The following is a 19,826-nucleotide window of genomic DNA, read 5'->3' on the forward strand; positions in this document are numbered from 1 at the left end:
TAACTCAGGCTGTTGAGAATATTTTAACCAACTTGGCTAAGGAATTTAAAATTGATTTTTCTGAATTGAAGCATTTTATAGATTGCAAAACGTCGTTTAATTTTAGCTGACTACTTAAAAGCCGGACTCCGTAGTATGTTTCTACCCAATAGCTCAATTTCTATCAAAACAAGAAATCAAAGCCGTCATTATCATTGTGTTTCGGAATTTTGAACGACTTAAGAAAACCCTTTACAACCTCATCATCCTCAAAAGCTTTGAGGTCTTTCTTAATGCTTTTTACCGTTTTTTTATACTCACTGATTTGCTGATCAAAAGCAAATTCCAAGCCAAAAGGATTTGAAACTATGTACTTAGGCTGTCCGCTCATCAGGTGGGCCTGTGTCTGTAAACTATCGAATTCTTCTTCCAATTCTTTGGATTGTTCCCGCAGAATTTTATTATAATACTTGAGGTGGTCTTCGGCCAATGATTCAATGTGAGACTGGTCTATTCGCTCAAATTCTAATTGTAAGCGCAATAAACCCAACACATCATTTTTTTCGTAGGCTTCCGTCACCCGTTGTATGATTTCAGTTTTCCGATTCTTTTCTTCTTCCTCTTTTTCACGATCTGGATGAAAAGCTTTGACTAAATCCATGTAAATTGTCCGTACTGCCTTCGTGATATTTCGAGTTTCAAGCTCTCTTTTTTCTTCTCGCTCTATCTGTTTTTGTGTTTTAGGGCGTTTGGCGCGTAGTTCTTCATTTTCACGTTGCTGTTCGGCAAAGGAGGCTTGTTGTTCCGCAATTTTTTGTTGCAATTTTTCCTGCATTTTTTCAGGGTCATTGAGGTCAACGTCATCTCCTAAATCTATCCCAAACATCGAAAACAAACTTTTCATGCGTTCGGCTACTTCTTGGTTAGCATCCTCATTGATGGAGTCGAAGCTACCCTCTTCGCTGTATTTATCATAAATCGGCTTGAGTTCTTCCATTCTTCCCGAATCAATCGCCTCAAACGCAATTTCCTGAATCAGATAAGCTAATTTCTTTTTTTCAGGCTTTTTATACACCGCAGACTCATAGGCACGGTCAAAACGATACACCAATTGGGCACGTTGCTCAAAATATTGCTTACGAATCGGCTCCAAATCCATCGCTTCACGCTGCTGAATTTTGGTCATAGCTACCCGATAGTCCGTAATGTTCTTTTCGAGCGTTTCTATTTTTTTTACCAAGCGATTAAAATCTTTCTGAGCCTTGGTTTGTTCGGCTTTTGCCTTGGTAATTTGAACAATTTTAGCGCACATAATTTATAACGGCCTTGCTTTACGAAAAATAAGGGCAATGAGCAGAATAGCGATGATAATCAGTAAGAGGGTAAAACGAAATTCGTCGAAAATAAAGCTTGAAGGTTCAACCAAACTAATCTCTGACAATTTTTGCAGATAGGTTTCTTTTCCCCATGCCTTAATCGCTTCGGCCTGATTGGTAACCAAGGATTGACGTAATGTGTTTTTGTAGTGAGCAAGTGCCTCCGGAGAGAAATAAAAAAAGATAAACGACAAATACCCACATAACAAAGCACCCGTCAGCCATACTACGTAACCAATCGAAATCCCTTCCCAAATGTGGAAATATCCTTCCCCGATATGCTTCCGATAATACCAACAAGCCGCGGCGATGATGATACTGAAAAAGCCTACGTCCAACGCACGGCTGGTTGCAGAAAATTTATCTAAACTCTGAGTCAACAGAAAATACAGGAAACAAACGACTCCCGCCAGCAAACCAAAGACGAGCGGAATTTTAAGCAACGGCTTATTAAAAAAGTTAATCACATTTTGCATAGTTTATTCACAAAGTTATCCACACATTTCCACCATTTCGCGATTTAACACGTAAATCGCTTTTCCTTTGAGATGTTTCCCGAAGAAAGGTGAGTTTTTGGATTTAGAACGCGTTTCGGAGAAAACCCATTCCAAGGTTGGGTCAAAAATGGTAAGATTGGCAGCAGTACCCTCAAAAATTACATTCTCTGGTAATCTTAAAATGGTACGTGGCTGATGGGTAAATTTATCTACCAACTGACTGATTGAAAGACTGTTGTTGTACGTGTTTAATAAAGCAAAGGCCGTTTCAAGCCCAATAATTCCAAACTCTGCTAAGTCAAATTCTAAGTTTTTTGACTCTTCATCCTGTGGATTATGGTCTGATACCACGGCATCAATTGTACCATCAGCAAGACCTTCCCAAAGTGCCGCAATATCTTCAGCAGCGCGAAAGGGTGGATTTACTTTGTAATTGGTATCAAATTCGCCCAAAACGGTATCATCAAAAGCGATTTGGTGCGCAGCTATATCACAGGAAACAGGTAAACCCTCTGCTTTTGCTTTACGAATTAAATCTACTGCGGTAGCCGTTGAAATGGTGGAGAAGTGGAGTAGGGGAATCATACTTTTTACCCCCATGTAGTCGAGCAACTTGAGATCACGCATAATCATCAACTCTTCGGCTACTTTGGGTATACCGCGCATACCAAGCAACGTACTCGACTCACCCTCATTCATTTGACCAAACACCGTTAAATCAAAATCTTCGGGGCGATTCATCAGCACGCGATTAACCTGCTGCAAATACTGAAGCGATTTCAGGAAAATATGGGTGTTGTGAATGGCATGAATTCCATCCGAAAAAGCCACGGCACCTGCTCGTGTCAGGTCAATCATTTCCGTAAAATCTTTCCCTTCACAACTCTTGGTCACGGCCCCGATTGGGTGCACATTAACGGCTTGACCACGGGCTCTGTGCTTCACATAAATAAGCGTATCTTTAGAATCAAGTGCCGGTTTAGTATTGGGCAAAACGGCTATTTCAGTAAAACCGCCTGCCATTGCTGCTTCACAAGTAGTAGTAAGGTCTTCTTTGTGCTCCTGACCGGGGTCATGCGCCAAAACCCGCATGTCTACCCAACCGGGGGAAATATGCCAATTTTCGCCAGCCAAAATTTCAGCATGGGGTGCTTCAATTCGGTCTTCGATACGGGTTATTATCCCCTTTTCAACCAAAATGTCTTTTGTTTGCCCATTGTAAGGCGAACGCGCGTCTATAATTTTTACAGAACGAATCAGTACCATGTTTTTAATCAACTTTCAAATTCCCCTTTGGGAGTAGGGGCTAAAAAAAGCTCCTTTCGGAGCTTCTATTTATTCGCCAATCAATTCTTTATAGGCTTCAACGGAAAGTAAATCATTGGTAGAGCCCGTGATTTTGATACGTACCATCCAACCTTTTCCATACGGATCTTCGTTGACCAATTCAGGTGAGGCTTCCAATTCATCATTGAATTCGAGGATTTCGCCCGATACAGGAATAAAAAGGTCTGAAACTGTCTTCACAGCTTCAACTGAGCCAAAAATCTCGCCTTCTTCGATGGTTTGTCCCACAGTAGTAATGTCCACGTATACAATATCACCCAATTCATGTTGGGCAAAATCAGTAACTCCTACTATAGCGGTGTCGTCGCCTTCAAAGCGAATCCACTCGTGATCTTTGGTGTATTTAAGTTCTTCTGGAAATGTCATGGTTTCTTGAGGCTTTTCGTTTGGGCTTGCAAGATAATACGAAAACATAAATTATGCGAGATACGCGAGTTACTTTACGGGTTTTTCTAAGTTAATCCATTACAATCTATAAACTTCTCATTTTATTGGCATAAGAAGCCATTAGGAGAATAGTCTTCATTACACCTTTGGAGGTATGAGTAAATAAATGCCTTAATATGAAACTTCTTCGTCTTTGCATCGCCCTCTTTTTGCATTTCCACCTTTTTGCCCAAACACCTTTGCGACGTTCTGAGAGTTTTTTTGGTCTGCACTTTGACTTTCATGCCAGCTTGGAAGACACACTCATTGGCAAAACCCTCACTGACAGTATGATAGATTCGCTGTTGGTAAAGGTAAAACCTGATTTTATTCAAGTAGATTGTAAAGGGCATACAGGCGTTACGAGCTATCCGACCAGGGTTGGATATACGCCTAAACGCTTTGAAAAAGATATTCTTCGCCTTTTTAGGGAGGTTACACGTCGGCACAGAGTAGCGCTTTATGTGCATTACTCGGGTGTTTGGGACAATGAAGCGATAAAACATCATCCCAATTGGGCCAGAATAGATGCTGAAGGAAAGCAGGACAATCAAAAAGCATCGCTTTGGGGTGCCTATACCGACAGTTTATTGATTCCACAACTCAAAGAAATTAGTGATTATGGCGTGGACGGCGTATGGGTGGACGGTGATTGCTGGGCTACCAACTCTGATTATTGCGCCGCCGCGGTTGATGAGTTTCGTTTTGTGACGGGAATTCAAGAAATTCCTAAAAAGAAAACCGACCCTAACTACGGCAAATGGCTTGAATTTCAACGTGATGCGTTTCGACGTTATGTCCGAAAATATACGGACGCTCTTCATGCTTACAATCCGCGTTTTCAAGTAGCCAGTAATTGGTCTTTTTCGGCCATGATGCCCGAAAAGGTGGATATTAACGTTGATTTTTTGTCGGGCGACACCGAACCGCTTAATGGCGCCAATCAATCGGCATTTCAGGCGCGATGTTTAGCTCCTCAGGGAAAACCTTGGGATTTGATGTCTTGGAGCTTTGGTTATGGCTGGGACGACCAAATTTTCTCGGCTAAAAGTGCAACTCAACTTTCACAGGAAGCCGCGCATGTCATTGCAATGGGAGGTGGGTATCAGGCGTATTGGACCCAACACAGAGACGGAAGCCTTAAAACCTACGCTTACGGTACCATGGCTGATTTGGCAAAATTCTGTCGTCAGCGTCAGCCCTATTGCCAAAATACCAAACCCGTACCGCAGGTAGCCTTGTTGTATTCAAACACAGCATATAAAAGTGAAGTAACAACGGTTTATAACACCGGTGACCGAAAACAGGAGCCGATGATTGGCGTGTTGAATGCGTTGCTATACAGTCAATTACCAACCGAAATCCTACAGGAACATCACCTTAAAGGCAGAACCAAAGACTATCCGCTCATTGTGATTCCCGAATGGAAAAAAATTGACGAACAACTTAGAACAGAACTTATAGAATATGTTCAACAGGGAGGGAATTTACTGGTGATTGGGAGCGAAACTGTCAAAATTTTCGAAAATGAATTAGGGGTAAAATTAAATCCAACTGTCCAATCCATTCCTTTTTGGGGGTATGATAATCTTATTACCGGTACAAAAGCAACGTATCGGCCCTTTGAATCACTTGGGACTACGCATACTTTTGGACAATGGTTTAGTCAGGAAGATAAGCGTTTTGCTCAAGGTGCGATTGCTTCTATTGCTTCACTTGGCAAAGGAAAAATAGCCGGAATCTATTTCAATTTCGGTGAACAACACTTCAAACGGGAAACCTACGTGGGTCGTGATTTCATCAATGCATTGGCTTTGCAGCTATTTCAACCTCAAGTTAAAGTGAGCGGCTCAAAAGCGCTTAACGTAGTTTTGAACCAAAAACAAAAAAGCACTTTTGTCAATCTCATCAATATGACGGGCAACCATGCCAATAAAGCCATTCATTCTTCTGATGAAATTCCGCCGCTTTATAATCTTCAAGTTACCGTAAAAACGCCTCAAAGACCTCGTCAGATAGTACTCCAACCCGAAAATAAACCCATAACTTTTGCGTATAAAAATGGAGAATCGGTCTTTATAATAAGTAAATTAGATATTCTTTCGATTGTTGAAATCAAACCATGATTCTGTTACAAGCTTCTTCTGACTGGGCCGCTTTTATCGGTCGTTTCCATCCTGTTTTGGTACACTTACCTATTGGATTTCTGATTTTGGCGGGATTACTCGAAATCGGCAGATTAGTCAACAAAATTGACGTCAAAGAGTCCACAATCAGTTTTATCCTTTTTTGGTCTGCTATTGGCGCTACTTTGTCCTGTATTGCGGGATACTTTTTGTCTTTAGGAGGCGGTTATGAGGCAGAATTATTGGAAGAACATAAATGGCAGGGAATTTGGGTCGCCGTAGCTTCTTGGATAGCTTGGATAGCCAAATCAGAATTATTTATCAACAAAATCCCGTTTGGAAGTCTGCTTTACTTCCCCGCTTTGGTCGTTGGAGGCTTTTTTACGATGATTGCCGGACATCACGGCGGGTCATTAACTCATGGAGAAGGTTACCTGACCCAAGAAACCCCGGAACCATTTCGGGATTGGATGGGAATGGAAGCTAAAAAAGACAAAGGTTCCGACGAAATCAAGCCCATTGCGGATGTGAACAACGCCATGGTATTTCAGGATGTGGTAAATCCCATTATCAAAGCACGCTGTATCCAATGCCACAACGCCAACAAATCGAAGGGCGATTTACGCATGGACCAAGTGGAATTGTTGAAAAAAGGAGGCGAGAACGGGCCTATTTTTGTAGTCGGAAAGGGAGAAGAAAGTGAAATGGTTAAGCGCTGTCTGCTTCCGCTCGAAGATGAAAACCACATGCCGCCCAAAGGCAAAACCCAGCTTACCGAAGGACAGGTTGCTATTTTATCGTGGTGGATTGACCAAGGCGCACCTTTTGATAAAAAAGTAGCTGAACTCAAAGCTACGGATGCTGTAAAATCTGTTTTGGCCGCATTGAGTGGTTCACAGTCAACAAGCAGCTATTCGCAAATGACTGCAACAACAAAGGAATCACCTGTATTGAGTTTAAAAGTACCTTCTGCCGATGCAAAAGCGGTGGAAGCGCTTAAAAAAGCAGGTTTATTGGTGATGCCCATTACCAATGAAAGCAATTTATTAGAAGTGAATGCAGTAAATGTAGGCAGTTTAATTGACGCTCAAATAGCTCTACTTGAACCACTTAAAGAGCAAATTATTTGGCTCAAACTCGGTGACACTAAAATTACAGACCAAGCCGCTGGCACGATTGCCAAATTGAAAAACTTGCAAAAACTTCATTTGGAAAATACAGGTATTACCGACGCTACTATGCGTCAAATCAAGTCCTTACCGTACTTAGAATACTTGAATTTGGTCAACACGCAAGTAACTGACGCAGGTATAAAAGAGCTTTCTGCAACCCCTAATCTACTGAGTCTTCACGTTTGGCATTCCAAAGTAACAGAGGCGGGTGTAGCTGCGCTGAAACAGGCTAAACCCAATTTGGACGTAACGATCGGCATCAACGAACAGCAAATTGCTGATTTTATAAAAGCCGGAGAAACAGCACCAAAACCTGAAGAAGCGAAAAAGAAATAATTAATCTTCCAATATAGCCACTACACGAGCTGGCGCGGCCGAAGCACCAACTATTTTAAGTGGAAAAACCCATACTTTAAATCCAAAAGGAGGCAATGCTCCCATATTGACCAATTGCTCAATATGGCAATATTCTTTTTCACGACCCACTAAATGTGCTTGCCAAAAGACATGTTGATTATTGGTTTCTTTGGCTTTTTGAATCATGTAACGCATAGGTAAATCCCAACCCCATTGGTCGATTCCCATCACTTTGATACCTTTGTCTATGAGCCATTCGGTTGCTTCTTTGCTCATTCCTGTACCAACATCCGCAAATTGTTTGGTTCCGTTAAATTTATCGCGCCCTGTTTTTATCAATACTATCATTCCTGCCTTCAAGACAGCTCCTGTTTTTGCTAAATCCTGTTGAATATCATAAATGGTAATCGCCTCAAAATCTAATTTGTGGCTCATATTTACCACTAAACCATCTCCATAGCACCATTCAAGCGGGATTTGGTCAATAGTTTTGGCCAGTTTTCCCGCCACAGTAGGGTAGTAGTGCCAGGGCACATCTATGTGCGTCGTAGAATGAACACCCATGTGTTTGATGGTATCGATGGTATCATCGGCCCAACCCACAAAATCTTTAGGAAATAATCGAAATGGTAAACCTAAAAAACGAATAAGCCACTTAGCTGTATTATGTCGTTTATGTTTGATTTTAACTCGCATAAACCAAGGGTCTTCTGCGTTGTAACGAATGGATTTAGAGAGGTCTATGATGCGCGGCATAAAGAGCATAGTTAAATTTATAAAAGTCCGATATTAAACATATATCAATTACACGTCAAACAATAGCGTCTTCTTTTCTTTGCAATTTCCTGCAAAAAAGCCTTATTTTGGCTTAAATTTTCGTTTTTCTGCTTTATCCCCTACACGTTAAATGAATTCCCAAAACTCCTTCAAAATCGTCATTTTAGGCGGAGGTGAAAGTGGCGTAGGTGCTGCGTTGCTGGCCCAAGCCAAAGGTTTTGATGTATTTCTTTCGGACAAAGGTGCGCTCTCCGAGGAATATCGTTCCATTCTTCACACTCACTCTATCCCATTTGAAGAAGGTCAACATACCGAAGAGAGAATTTTAGCCGCTGACGAAATCATTAAAAGCCCCGGAATTCCTGATAAAGTACCCTTAATAAAAAAACTATGTGCGCAGGGCACCCCTATTATTTCCGAAATTGAATTTGCTTCCCGTTATACAAAAGCCAAAAAGATAGCCATTACGGGAAGTAACGGCAAAACAACCACGACCTTACTTACCTATCATTTGCTGAAATCAGCAGGGATGAACGTTGGTTTAGCCGGTAACATCGGCGAGAGTTTTGCCAAACAAGTCATTGACGATACGTTTGATTGGTTCGTCCTGGAACAGAGCAGCTTTCAATTGGACAACATGTACGACTTTAAAGCAGATGTGGGAGTTTTGCTGAATATCACCCCTGATCACTTAGACCGTTACGAATATACTTTTCAGAAATACGTCGATTCAAAGTTTCGGATACTGCAAAATATGCAGCCTGACGACGATTTTATTTATTTTGTCGACAATGAAGCAATCGCTCAGGAGTTAAAAAAGAAATCATTCAATGTCAATCACTTACCTATTTCTTTTTTAAAAAAAGAAATGAATGGTGGATTTTTTCACGACGGAGTATTGCATCTGACACGCCATCCTCGTACTTTTGATATAAGCGCAGATGAATTACCAATCAAAGGTCCGCACAATGCCATAAATGCTATGGCGGCAACATTGGCCGCAATGGCTGTAGGGCTCACAGATGAACAGATAAAAACCGGATTGTTGACTTTCCAAAACGCAGCCCATCGGCTGGAACCTGTCGAAAAAATCAACGGAATTCAGTTCATCAATGACTCAAAGGCAACTAATGTTGATTCAGTTTTTTACGCGCTTAACAGTTACGATACCCCAATCATTTGGATAGCCGGCGGGCTGGATAAAGGCAACGATTATACCCAAATCGAGTCTTTGGTTCGCCAAAAAGTGAAAGCCCTTATCTGTCTGGGCAAAGACAATAGCAAACTTCTCTCGTTTTTTACCCCTATCGTTCCCATTGTCATTGAGACACAGGACGTAAAGGAGGCAGTACAGCACGCATTGTCGTTAGGCCAACCTAACGATGTGGCGCTTCTATCTCCTGCCTGCGCCAGTTTCGACCTGTTCAAAAATTACGAAGATCGCGGAGATCAATTCAAAGCGACTGTCCGAAGTTTTGTACCTTAATTCCAAAAAACGATGAATAATTCCGAGATGAATGCTTTTGACACCCCATCAGGCTATCGCCCCCCTACTGACGGCTGGCAAACCGCTAAGGATTGGCTAAGCCAAAACTTAAAGGGCGATGTAGTCATTTGGATTATTGTAGCGATACTTTCGCTCATCAGTATGCTCATTGTTTACAGTGCTACCGGTACGTTGGCCTACCAACGCGGAGGAGGTTACCCTGAAGTTTTTCTCTTTAAACACATTTTCTTTACCGGCATCGGATTATTTGTGATGTGGTGGGTACATCGCATCAACTATACCTATTTTTCGCGTTTATCGCGCGCTGCTTTGTTGATTTCCATTCCCTTACTGATTTTGGTAAAAGTTGCGGGAGTTACCATCAACGGTGCAACTCGTTGGTTGGCAATTCCCGGCACAGGTTTTACATTCCAACCCTCCGATTTTGCACGTTTAGCATTAATTGCCAATCTGGCTGCCATGCTTGCCAAACGGCAACGAATTGAGTATAGCTGGCAAATTTTCAATAAAATGATTCTATGGGTTGGGATTATCTGTTTTCTAATTGCCCTATCCAGTACTTCAACTGCCGTTTTACTCGGTTTTGCCTGTTTTTTAATGCTTTATGTCGGTCGTGTTCCTAAGAAGTACTTAATCGCCATGCTGATTTCCATTGGTTTGGCAGGAACATTAGGTTTGATTTTAGGCCAGAGATACGATACGGCAAAAAAACGAGTAGAGCGCTTTGTATACCGTGAAAATGATAAAACCAAGAAAGGTCTGGATCAATCTGATCAAGGATTTATTGCCATCGCCCATGGCGGAATTATTGGCCAAGGCCTTGGTAACAGCCACCAACGAAACTACCTTACTCAAGCGTACTCCGACTTTATTTATGCCATTATTATTGAAGAATATGGCCTGATAGGAGGAGTTTTTATTGTGCTTTTATACGCCGTTTTATTGATGCGAGGTGTTCAAAATATTAATCAAACCAATCGAGCGTTTGGTGGCCTGCTATCTGCCGGTCTAACATTGAGCATTGGTTTGCAGGCATTTACAAATATGGCAGTGGCGGTAGGTATTTTCCCAGTTACCGGCCAACCACTTCCTTTGCTCAGTATGGGTGGCACTTCCGTCTTATTTACGTGTATTTCACTCGGTATTATTCTCAGCGTAAGCAGGGGAGAAGCTGATGAAAGTAATATTTAATTAGTATGAAAAAAATTATTATTAGCGGAGGGGGAACCGGAGGGCATATTTACCCGGCCATTGCCATTGCCAATGCGCTCAAAGCCATTGATCCGACCATTCAGATTTTGTTTGTAGGGGCTTTGGGGAAAATGGAGATGGAAAAAGTACCGAGAGCGGGCTACGAAATCATTGGTTTACCCATTGCGGGCATAAAACGAGAGTTGTCAGTGGATAATATTTCGTTTCCGTTTAAACTTACGCGCAGTTTGCTAAAGGCTCGAAGTATTATTAAAAGTTTCAAACCTGACATCGCCATTGGAGTAGGTGGTTTTGCCAGCGGACCTTTGTTAATAATTGCCTCCCTTATGGGCATCCCGACGTTGATTCAGGAGCAAAATTCGTATGCGGGTGTTACCAATAAGCTTTTGGCAAAACGAGCCAAAGCCATTTGTGTAGCATACCCCAACATGGATGCTTTTTTTCCAAAAAGTAAACTTAAATTGACCGGAAACCCTGTTCGTAACGATATTTTGTCAGTATCCCACAAACGCGAACAGGCATACGCACATTTTGGCCTGCAACCCAATCACAAAACACTGCTCATTATTGGTGGAAGTTTGGGTGCAAAAACAATCAATGAAAGCATTGAAGCAGGTTTAAAAATGATTATTGATTCCAGTTATCAGGTACTGTGGCAAACCGGTAAACCTTATTTTGAACGCGCTAAAGCCGCAATCAGTGCACTTAAAACGCCTTATGCTCAAGCCTTTGATTTCATTTACGAAATGGATTTGGCCTATGCTTTGGCAGATGTTGTGGTTTCCAGAGCGGGTGCATTATCGGTTTCTGAACTTTGTTTAGTGGAAAAACCGGCAATTTTAGTACCTTTTCCCTATGCCTCTGAAGACCACCAAACTAAAAATGCCATGAGTTTGGTAGAACAAAATGCAGCTTTATTAGTAAAAGACAAAAACGCAGGAGAAGAATTGGTACAAACAGCCTTACGACTTCTGCAAGATGCTGATAAACAGCACGAATTGAGTAAAAATATTAAAAAATTAGCCAAACCAAATGCAGCGAAGGAAATTGCCGAAACGGTTTTGAAATTATGTTAAAACAATACAAATACATTTATTTCCTCGGCATCGGAGGCATCGGCATGAGTGCTTTGGCTCGTTGGTTCAAAATCAATGGTTTTGAAGTGGCCGGCTACGACCGTACTCCTACCGCTTTGACAGATACACTGCAAGAAGAAGGAATTTCGGTTCACTTTGAGGATTCTGTAGCAATGATACCTGCTGATTTTTTGCAAAATACGACTCAAACTCTTGTTGTATTAACGCCTGCTGTACCTGCCGACCATTCAGAGTATAATTATCTCAAAGACAATGGATTTACCATTCAAAAACGTTCACAGGTATTGGGGTTGATTGCGGGAGGAATGTTTACAATTGGCATTGCTGGAACACATGGCAAAACCACAACATCGTCCATGACGGCGCATTTGTTACGTCATGCGGGTGTGAATTGTTCCGCATTTTTGGGGGGAATTACCCAAAATTACGGAACTAATATGCTGCTTAATGAACCTGCGGATGATTTAAGCCAAGTTCCCTGTATAGTTGAAGCCGATGAATTTGATCGTTCTTTTCTAACCTTATTTCCTGAAATAGCCGTTGTGACATCCACTGATGCTGACCATTTAGACATTTATGGAAGTCATGCCTCTGTTCTGGACTCGTTTTCGGCTTACGTAAGCCAAATCAAACCTAGCGGGCGGCTTTTTATGAGAACGGGGCTTGAATTAGCCGATAAAACTCGCGCTCAAGTAGCTGAATACTCTCTCAATGAAGGTGATTATCACGCCGAAAATGTGCATATAGAAAATGCCTGTTTCATTTTTGACGCCGTACATCCCAATGGGAGAATCAACAATCTTACTTTACAGGTCCCCGGTTTTCATAACGTAGAAAATGCGATTGCTGCCATTGCGGTTGGATTGGAAATAGGGCTTTCTGAAGAACAGATTCGGTCAGGTATCAATACGTTTGGAGGAGTGAAACGGCGATTTGAATATTACCTTAAAACTGACTCAAAGGTTCTGATTGATGACTATGCCCACCATCCTGCGGAGGTTTCGGCATTTTTGTCATCGGCAAAAGCTTTATATCCGGATCGCCATGTAACGGCTATTTTTCAGCCCCATTTGTACAGTCGGACCCGTGATTTTTCGGAAGAGTTTGCCAAAAGTCTTTCTTTGGCAGACAGTGTAATTCTGTTGGATATTTATCCCGCCAGAGAGTTGCCGATTCAAGGGGTTACCTCTGATTTAATTTTTGACCGTATTACTTGTGACAAAGTCTTATGTAAGAAGTCGGAGTTAGTAGAGCTTATTAAAAATCGCTCCACTGACGTTGTCGCAACGATTGGCGCCGGTGATATTGATCGATACATTGAGCCTATTAAAACAGTTTTGCAGTCTGTGTAGATTTAGTTATACCAAATCAGTAATAAAATGAAACGTTGGGTTTGGGGAGTTTTGGGGTGTTTCCTTGTAGGAACGATTTTTTTATTCGTCGAAATGCAGCAAAAAAGCAAACGCTGCAAAGGCATTATTGTGAAATTAGACGAAACCGCAGAATATCCCTTCTTCACCGAACAAGATATTGAAAATCTTCTTACCCTTAAAGGGGTAGACGCCGTTGTAGGCATGAGTTTTTCAAAAATCAACCTAAAAGGCCTCGAAAAAAGAGTATTAAAAAACCGCTTGATAAATAAATGTGAAGTATTTCGAGATTTATCCGGAAATTTGGTTGTGTCTATTGATCAACAGCACCCTGTTGGAAGATTAATTCCTAACGCCACTCTATCGAAAGAACAATCTCTTTCCGCCTCTCAGGGGGGATATTTGACTGAATCGGGTGAAATTGTGCCTTTATCAGCACGATTTGCCGCCAGAACAGTACTTATTTCGGGTGATTTTTTCGATAAAACACAGAATTTAAAAACGGTAAAAGGCCAACATTTAATAGTTTTTCTGAAAAACCTTCAACAAAACCCTTTCTGGAAAGCTCAAGTAGCCGAAGTAATCGTAGATAAGGATAGTGAACTGACTCTTGTGCCTCAGGTAGGACAGCATCAAATTGATTTTGGTTTACCAGATGACATTGAAATAAAGTTTAAAAAACTAAAGATTTTTTACAAAACTATTTTACCGCTCAAAGGGTGGAATAAATACAAACGCGTAAGCGTAAAATTTAAGAATCAAATAGTGTGTGAGTGATTCATTATTAGGACAACTTATTTATAGATATTGTTTAACCATGCGCTGAACTTAAAGCTCTAACTCATCATGTCAGAAAATGAATTTTATTTAGGAATTGATATTGGTAGCACCAAGGTTGCTGCTGTTTTGGCAAAGCCAAAAAAACAGAATAATCTCATTATGCTCGAAATCTTGGGAATAGGATCGGCTCGTAATGAGGGTGTACACAGAGGAAATATCAACAATCCTATCAAAACCAAGGAAGCCATTCGACAAGCGTTAGAAATGGCTGCAAAAAAAGCCGAAAGGACTGATTTGCTATCTATTTCACTTTCTGCCACTGTCAACGTCAGTGGTACACACTTGGAAACAACGTCTGAAACGGGTTCTGTAACCTGTAAATCAGCATCTGTAAAGGGTGAAGATGTCGGTTTTTTGTTTGAAAATATGCAACAAACGTTTGATTCAGATACCAATCAAATCATTCACTTATTGCCCCTTAGATTTGCAGTTGGAGAACAACACGAAATCGAAGATCCGGTTGGACATATCGGTCTGAAACTCAGCGGTGATTTTAAAATAGTTACAGCAAAGAAATCTGCTTTGCATCAGATTCGTGACTCGTTGCAAAAAGCTAATATTCAAATTGATGAAGAAGACGGTTTTGCAGCTTCTCCTTTGGCTTCTGGATTGGCTGTTTTGTCTGAAGATCACAAAAAACTCGGGGTTGTTTTGGTTGATATTGGTGGTGGCACAACCGATATCGCCATTTATCACGAGGGTTTATTAAGACACACGATTGTTCTTCCGTTTGGGGGGAGCCACATTACCAACGACATTAGAGAAGGGTGCCATCTGACAGTAGAAAGTGCCGAGGAAGCAAAAACCACGTTGAGTGAAACTGACCCTAACGCGTGCAGTTTAAATCAATTGTTGGTTGTACCTACTGCTGAAGGCATTCCACCCATTGAGATTGTAGCAAGAAATATCGTTTTGATTGCCCGGGCACGTTTACGCGAAATTGCCGCTTTGGTATTAGCTGAAATCAAAAAAGCAGGTTTTGAACATAAACTACGTGCAGGAATCGTGCTGACAGGCGGAACGGCTAAAATCAACGGAATTGAGAATATTTTTCGGGAAGTAACGGGGATGTATGTTCAAATTGGCAAACCCAAGAACTTAGAGCGTACCAATGGCGCATTATATGATGCACTCATCAATGACCCTTCTTATACAACAGCATTAGGATTGGCTTGGTCGAGTGTAAAACCTCTGGATAAACGGGTTGTGAAAAGCCGTACCGTTCAGGAAATAGAAAGTAAGAAACCCAGCAGTAGCTGGAATTTCCCTGGTTTTGGTAAAAGTGTGAAAGATTTTAATATCAAAGAAATCGGTACTTTTATCTGGAAAGGGCTCACTCAAGATGATATCAAAGGGCAGGACAGCTATTAAAAAAGATAAAAATATACCTACTTTATTGCTTATTTTTAAGAAATTATGGTTTTTGCAAGAAAAAACGTTTTTGAGCACGACTACGAATTTGTTATGGAAGAGCCAAAACAATCGGAAGAAGCCCCTATTATCAAGGTAATCGGGGTAGGAGGAGGAGGTAGCAATGCCGTCAATCACATGTTTACAAAAGGCATCAAAGATGTCGTATTTGTGGTGTGTAACACTGACAAGCAGGCTCTGATGCGCAGCCCTATCCATAATAAAATTCAATTAGGGGCTGATACACTGAAGGGGCTTGGAGCAGGTACAGATTCTGCTACGGGTCGTAAAGCTGCTGAAGAAAGCATTGAGTACATCCGACAATTGATGCAGCCGCCCACCCAAATGGTTTTCATTACGGCGGGTATGGGGGGAGGTACTGGTACGGGTGCAGCCCCTGTAATCGCTCAGGTGGCTAAAGAAATGGGTATGCTGACAGTAGCCGTTGTAACGGCTCCTTACAGCCATGAAGGTCGTATCAAAAAGAATCAGGCATTGGATGGTATTAATGCTCTTAAAGAGCACTGTGATACTGTTCTTGTCATTCTGAACGATGAATTGGCCAAGCTGTATGGGAAATTACCCATTTTGCGCGCTTATGAACACGCTGACAATGTACTTTCCAACGCTGTAAAAAGCATTGCAGAAATCATAACTGTCCATGGAAGCGTCAATTCAGACTTCATGGATGTGAAAAAAGTGCTTCAGGGTGCGGGCACATCGGTAATGAGTTCCGCGGTTGCTACTGGTGAAAATCGTGCTGAGTTGGCCATTGAAGCTGCACTTAACTCTCCATTGCTCAACAACCGTGACATACGAGGAGCCGAACGAATTCTTATCACGCTGGCCTCCAGCAAAAATGAGAAATTTATGGCTACTCTGGACGAACAAATGGCGATTACCGATTACATCGAAAGCTTGATTGGTGACGAAGCTGATATGTGTAAGGTAGGGGTCATCTTCGATGATGCTTTGGAAGAAGAACTGCTTGTAACTGTTATTGCGGCAGGTTTTGAAGATTCTCATCTACCCTTTAAATACGATTCTCTCGGGTCGAAAGCAGCCTCAAAAGCTCCCTTAGCTCCCCCTGTATCCGCAGACCCTAAACCACCTGTGGTACAGCCTGTTCAAGATAACAATATAGAAATTCAAAAAGAAGAAACAACACCTACAACAGCCGTAACGCCGCCCTCACCTTCAGAGCCTGTCAATAAAGGCGGATACACTGTAGGAGTAAATTCAGTTCCCGAACCATCTAAAGATGATTTTTCTGAACCGGAAAAACCAAGTTCCGAATCGCCTGCCAAGCCAACGTTTCAGAACAAACCGGAGCCTCAGGAAGATCCTCAAATTTTGCGCCGATTAGTGCAGGATATTATCAATGGACGTTACTCCGCCAGTGAACTTGAAAAGCCTGCTTATTTGCGGCAGAATGTGACCTTACATCAAAAACCGAATTTACCCGAAGAAGCATTTATTCCAATTAAGTTGGATAAGCACAAGCGATAAAATGGTAGGTTTACAAGAATTACAGAACGAACTTCAAGCATTAGGCAGCCCCGAAAAGGCTGCCTTTCTTTCTCGCTTTTTTAAAACTGGGAAAGGACAGTATGGCGAAGGTGACCAATTTTTAGGAATTACTATGCCTGAAATCAGGGCTGTGGTTGCAAAGTACAGTTCTCTCTCAATACAGGGTTGGCAACTACTTCTTCATAGCCCTTTTCACGAATTCAGGATGGCGGCTTTGATAGGATTGATGAAGCGTTTTCAAAAATCAAAGAAAGACGAAACTATCCAACAGGCTATTTTTGAAGTTTATCTAAACAATCTCGATTACATAAATAATTGGGATTTAGTAGATGTAACCTGCCGTGACATCGTTGGGGCTTATTTACTTCATAAAGACCGCAACATTTTATATGAACTTGTGCAACGTTCTCATCTTTGGGCACAACGTGTAGCGATTGTTTCAACGTGGTATTTTATAACCCATAATCAATTTTCGGATACAATTCGGATTTCAGAACTGCTACTTACCCACAAACATGATCTCATCCACAAAGCAGTCGGGTGGATGCTCCGCGAGATCGGAAAGCGCGACGAATTGGTGTTAGAAGAGTTTTTGGATACCCATGTAAAGCAAATGCCTCGTACGGCTTTACGCTACGCTATTGAGCGTTTTCCAGAATCTAAACGCAAGTATTATCTCTCGCTTTGACGCTTAGACAAAAAACTTAGTATCTTTGAAGCCGCTTTTGCGGTAGTTGATTGCTGTCCGTTAATCGTTATTTATTGACTATCAGTCAATAACGCGTTTTCAACTGTAAACTATAACCTGCATACTAACAATGTCTTGGTTTACCAGAAAAGAAAGAGGCATTCAGACGCCCACTGAAATGAAACGTGAAGCCCCCGATGGGCTTTGGTATCAATGTCCGAATTGTAAGCATGTCATGCACACACGCGAACACAAGCTTAACGCTTGTACGTGCGTAAAGTGTAGTTACCACGAAAAAATTGGCTCTGAGGCCTATTTTGGAGTCTTATTTGATGATGGCGAATACACCGAATTGGATGTCAATATGCTGTCAGGCGACCCCCTTAATTTTGAAGACACAAAAAAATACCCTGACCGTATTCGCGATACTGTCAAAAAAACAGGTTTGAAAGATGCCGTCCGGACTGCTTATGGCAAAATGGATGAGCTTGACATTGTGGTAAGCTGCATGGATTTTAATTTCATCGGTGGCTCAATGGGTTCAGTAGTAGGGGAGAAGATTGCAAGAGGAATTGATCATGCAATAACCCATCGTAAGCCCTTTTTAATGATCTCCCGTTCCGGTGGTGCACGTATGATGGAAGCGGGATATTCGTTAATGCAAATGGCAAAAACATCGGCAAAATTAGCTTTATTGTCGGAAGCTAAAGTTCCTTATATTTCTCTTTTAACCGATCCTACTACGGGTGGGGTAACTGCATCTTATGCTATGTTAGGTGATTTTAACATAGCTGAGCCAGGTGCATTAATTGGTTTTGCCGGGCCGCGTGTGATTCGGGAAACAATTGGAAAGGATCTACCAAAAGGTTTTCAAAGTGCCGAATTTGTCTTAGAACATGGTTTTTTAGATTTTATCGTTGATCGTAAAGATTTAAAAGATAAACTCGCCAGTCTGTTGAGAATGCTGCAGTAACTAATTTTCTGGAAAAATTAGTTTTATGGAAACTTAATCTCTACGTTATGCGACTCGTTTCCCATCCTGTTCTTTGTAATTACTACGTGACGTACCGCTGCAACGCCACCTGTAGTTTTTGTGATATTTGGGAACGACCTTCACCTTACGTAACAACAGAAAATGCCAGTTCCAACATTTCTTCGTTAAAACGTCTGGGTGTAAAGGTGATTGACTTTACAGGTGGAGAACCCCTTTTGCATCGTCAATTAGATCAATTACTTAGAGAGACCAAACGTCAGGGACTGCTTACAACCGTTACATCAAATGCGCTTCTTTACCCAAAATATGCTCAGCGATTACGCGGCTTGATTGATATGCTGCATTTTTCCCTCGATTCTCCTGATGGCGATGAGCACGACAAATCTCGGGGGGTAAAGTGCTTTGATAAAGTAATGGAGTCTATTCAGGTAGCCAAATCACTTGGTGAACATCCTGATATTCTGTTTACGGTTTTTGAGAATAATATTCATCAAATAGAACGTGTTTGGAAAGAAATATGCCTGCCCAATGATTTGGTTCTTATTTTAAATCCTGTATTTGAATATAATACCGTTGGTTCCCAACTTTCACCACAAGCACTTCAGAAATTACGGTACTGGGGAAAACAGCGAAATATTTATCTAAATGATGCTTTTGTACAACTTCGACTTGATGGAGGGAACCACGTTGAAAACCCTATATGTCTTGCCGGAAGTACAACAATCGTTATTTCTCCCGAAAACAAACTTGTTTTACCGTGTTATCATTTAGGTTTAAAAGAATTCCCAATTGAGGATAATTTATATAATCTGTATCGTTCTGACGAAGTTCAAAAATTTGTAGCATTGGAAGGGCGTTTGCCTGCTTGTGAAGGTTGCGCCATTAACTGCTATATGCAACCTTCTTTCGCCGTAGAAATCAACAAATACTGGTGGAAAGCCCTTCCAAGCACTCTCAAATACAATCGCCTTAAAGGCACTTGGAAACAGTTATTTTGAAACTTCGCTCTCTCTTGGCTAATTTTGTACTTTGGCATTGAGAATTAAGTTATTAGCCTTCAGATAAAACCTTTTCAGCTACCTACTGCTCGCTGCCCATTTCTCACTCTACGGCTAATACCG

17 protein-coding genes are annotated in these 19,826 nt (G+C 41.5%); 12 read left to right on the forward strand and 5 right to left on the reverse strand.

From position 1 onward, the window contains the following. Window positions 1–163: 163 nt before the first annotated feature. The 4 genes from Q0081_RS28105 to gcvH form a co-directional block, all read right to left on the reverse strand. Entirely contained in the window at window positions 164–1,291 is a 1,128-nt protein-coding gene (locus tag Q0081_RS28105) for a hypothetical protein (RefSeq protein ID WP_298361363.1), read from the reverse strand. 3 nt (window positions 1,292–1,294) lie between these two features. Further along, window positions 1,295–1,831, reverse strand: coding sequence for a DUF4199 domain-containing protein (locus Q0081_RS28110; RefSeq protein WP_298361365.1), 537 nt, complete (start codon window positions 1,829–1,831; stop codon window positions 1,295–1,297). A gap of 15 nt (window positions 1,832–1,846) precedes the next feature. Beyond that, window positions 1,847–3,118, reverse strand: coding sequence for a dihydroorotase family protein (locus Q0081_RS28115; RefSeq protein ID WP_298361367.1), 1,272 nt, complete (start codon window positions 3,116–3,118; stop codon window positions 1,847–1,849). Window positions 3,119–3,187: 69 nt separating this feature from the next. Beyond that, window positions 3,188–3,565 (reverse strand): glycine cleavage system protein GcvH, encoded by a 378-nt coding sequence (gene gcvH, locus Q0081_RS28120; RefSeq protein WP_298361369.1) that lies wholly within the window; start codon window positions 3,563–3,565, stop codon window positions 3,188–3,190. Between the two features lie 197 nt (window positions 3,566–3,762). Here gcvH and Q0081_RS28125 point away from each other — a divergent pair, with 197 nt between their 5' ends. Together Q0081_RS28125 and Q0081_RS28130 are read left to right on the forward strand one after the other, a co-directional pair. Further along, window positions 3,763–5,751, forward strand: coding sequence for a hypothetical protein (locus tag Q0081_RS28125; RefSeq protein WP_298361371.1), 1,989 nt, complete (start codon window positions 3,763–3,765; stop codon window positions 5,749–5,751). Then, window positions 5,748–7,259: a c-type cytochrome domain-containing protein gene (locus Q0081_RS28130; RefSeq protein ID WP_298361373.1), complete on the forward strand. Its 1,512-nt coding sequence runs from the start codon at window positions 5,748–5,750 to the stop codon at window positions 7,257–7,259. Before Q0081_RS28125 ends, Q0081_RS28130 begins: the two co-directional genes overlap by 4 nt. On the opposite strand, the gene Q0081_RS28135 is transcribed toward Q0081_RS28130, so the two are convergent. Continuing rightward, window positions 7,260–8,036, reverse strand: a complete 777-nt coding sequence (locus Q0081_RS28135; RefSeq protein WP_298361375.1) for a cyclase family protein — start codon at window positions 8,034–8,036, stop codon at window positions 7,260–7,262. Window positions 8,037–8,187: 151 nt separating this feature from the next. Here Q0081_RS28135 and murD point away from each other — a divergent pair, with 151 nt between their 5' ends. The 10 genes from murD to Q0081_RS28185 all read left to right on the forward strand — a co-directional run bounded on the left by murD (window position 8,188) and on the right by Q0081_RS28185 (window position 19,703). Then, window positions 8,188–9,543 carry a UDP-N-acetylmuramoyl-L-alanine--D-glutamate ligase gene (gene murD / locus Q0081_RS28140; protein WP_298361377.1) on the forward strand — a complete coding sequence of 452 codons (1,356 nt, stop codon included), beginning with the start codon at window positions 8,188–8,190 and terminating at the stop codon, window positions 9,541–9,543. Window positions 9,544–9,555: 12 nt separating this feature from the next. Continuing rightward, entirely contained in the window at window positions 9,556–10,755 is a 1,200-nt protein-coding gene (locus Q0081_RS28145) for an FtsW/RodA/SpoVE family cell cycle protein (protein WP_310586539.1), read from the forward strand. A 5-nt stretch (window positions 10,756–10,760) separates the two neighbouring features. Beyond that, window positions 10,761–11,852, forward strand: coding sequence for an undecaprenyldiphospho-muramoylpentapeptide beta-N-acetylglucosaminyltransferase (murG, locus tag Q0081_RS28150; RefSeq protein ID WP_298361379.1), 1,092 nt, complete (start codon window positions 10,761–10,763; stop codon window positions 11,850–11,852). After that, window positions 11,843–13,225 (forward strand): UDP-N-acetylmuramate--L-alanine ligase, encoded by a 1,383-nt coding sequence (gene murC / locus Q0081_RS28155; RefSeq protein WP_298361415.1) that lies wholly within the window; start codon window positions 11,843–11,845, stop codon window positions 13,223–13,225. The genes murG and murC overlap by 10 nt, the downstream gene beginning before the upstream one ends. 27 nt (window positions 13,226–13,252) lie before the next feature. Further along, complete coding sequence (locus Q0081_RS28160) at window positions 13,253–14,020, forward strand: cell division protein FtsQ/DivIB (protein WP_298361381.1); 768 nt, start codon at window positions 13,253–13,255, stop codon at window positions 14,018–14,020. Between the two features lie 69 nt (window positions 14,021–14,089). Next, on the forward strand, window positions 14,090–15,454 hold the full coding sequence (gene ftsA, locus Q0081_RS28165; protein WP_298361382.1) for a cell division protein FtsA: 1,365 nt from the start codon (window positions 14,090–14,092) through the stop codon (window positions 15,452–15,454). Between the two features lie 45 nt (window positions 15,455–15,499). Next, complete coding sequence (ftsZ, locus tag Q0081_RS28170; RefSeq protein ID WP_298361384.1) at window positions 15,500–17,002, forward strand: cell division protein FtsZ; 1,503 nt, start codon at window positions 15,500–15,502, stop codon at window positions 17,000–17,002. Window position 17,003: 1 nt separating this feature from the next. After that, a complete protein-coding gene (locus Q0081_RS28175) occupies window positions 17,004–17,711 on the forward strand; it encodes a DNA alkylation repair protein (RefSeq protein ID WP_298361386.1) in 708 nt (235 codons plus the stop codon). A 130-nt stretch (window positions 17,712–17,841) separates the two neighbouring features. Then, on the forward strand, window positions 17,842–18,684 hold the full coding sequence (gene accD / locus Q0081_RS28180) for an acetyl-CoA carboxylase, carboxyltransferase subunit beta (RefSeq protein ID WP_298361388.1): 843 nt from the start codon (window positions 17,842–17,844) through the stop codon (window positions 18,682–18,684). A gap of 47 nt (window positions 18,685–18,731) precedes the next feature. After that, window positions 18,732–19,703 carry a radical SAM protein gene (locus tag Q0081_RS28185; RefSeq protein WP_298361390.1) on the forward strand — a complete coding sequence of 324 codons (972 nt, stop codon included), beginning with the start codon at window positions 18,732–18,734 and terminating at the stop codon, window positions 19,701–19,703. The last annotated feature ends 123 nt before the right edge of the window (window positions 19,704–19,826 follow it).

Origin of the sequence: Runella sp., assembly GCF_027484545.1 — a bacterium.
Classification (GTDB): Bacteria; Bacteroidota; Bacteroidia; order Cytophagales; family Spirosomataceae; genus Runella.

What these genes read in the sequence shown, in the direction of transcription:
- Q0081_RS28110 (WP_298361365.1), bottom strand. Translation starts at nt 1,831, where the DNA reads ATGCAAAATGTGATTAACTTTTTTAATAAGCCGTTGCTTAAAATTCCG.
- Q0081_RS28105 (WP_298361363.1), bottom strand. Translation starts at nt 1,291, where the DNA reads ATGTGCGCTAAAATTGTTCAAATTACCAAGGCAAAAGCCGAACAAACC.
- Q0081_RS28115 (WP_298361367.1), bottom strand. Translation starts at nt 3,118, where the DNA reads ATGGTACTGATTCGTTCTGTAAAAATTATAGACGCGCGTTCGCCTTAC.
- gcvH (WP_298361369.1), bottom strand. Translation starts at nt 3,565, where the DNA reads ATGACATTTCCAGAAGAACTTAAATACACCAAAGATCACGAGTGGATT.
- Q0081_RS28175 (WP_298361386.1), top strand. Translation starts at nt 17,004, where the DNA reads ATGGTAGGTTTACAAGAATTACAGAACGAACTTCAAGCATTAGGCAGC.
- ftsA (WP_298361382.1), top strand. Translation starts at nt 14,090, where the DNA reads ATGTCAGAAAATGAATTTTATTTAGGAATTGATATTGGTAGCACCAAG.
- ftsZ (WP_298361384.1), top strand. Translation starts at nt 15,500, where the DNA reads ATGGTTTTTGCAAGAAAAAACGTTTTTGAGCACGACTACGAATTTGTT.
- accD (WP_298361388.1), top strand. Translation starts at nt 17,842, where the DNA reads ATGTCTTGGTTTACCAGAAAAGAAAGAGGCATTCAGACGCCCACTGAA.
- Q0081_RS28135 (WP_298361375.1), bottom strand. Translation starts at nt 8,036, where the DNA reads ATGCCGCGCATCATAGACCTCTCTAAATCCATTCGTTACAACGCAGAA.
- Q0081_RS28160 (WP_298361381.1), top strand. Translation starts at nt 13,253, where the DNA reads ATGAAACGTTGGGTTTGGGGAGTTTTGGGGTGTTTCCTTGTAGGAACG.
- Q0081_RS28130 (WP_298361373.1), top strand. Translation starts at nt 5,748, where the DNA reads ATGATTCTGTTACAAGCTTCTTCTGACTGGGCCGCTTTTATCGGTCGT.
- Q0081_RS28185 (WP_298361390.1), top strand. Translation starts at nt 18,732, where the DNA reads ATGCGACTCGTTTCCCATCCTGTTCTTTGTAATTACTACGTGACGTAC.
- Q0081_RS28125 (WP_298361371.1), top strand. Translation starts at nt 3,763, where the DNA reads ATGAAACTTCTTCGTCTTTGCATCGCCCTCTTTTTGCATTTCCACCTT.
- murD (WP_298361377.1), top strand. Translation starts at nt 8,188, where the DNA reads ATGAATTCCCAAAACTCCTTCAAAATCGTCATTTTAGGCGGAGGTGAA.
- Q0081_RS28145 (WP_310586539.1), top strand. Translation starts at nt 9,556, where the DNA reads ATGAATAATTCCGAGATGAATGCTTTTGACACCCCATCAGGCTATCGC.
- murG (WP_298361379.1), top strand. Translation starts at nt 10,761, where the DNA reads ATGAAAAAAATTATTATTAGCGGAGGGGGAACCGGAGGGCATATTTAC.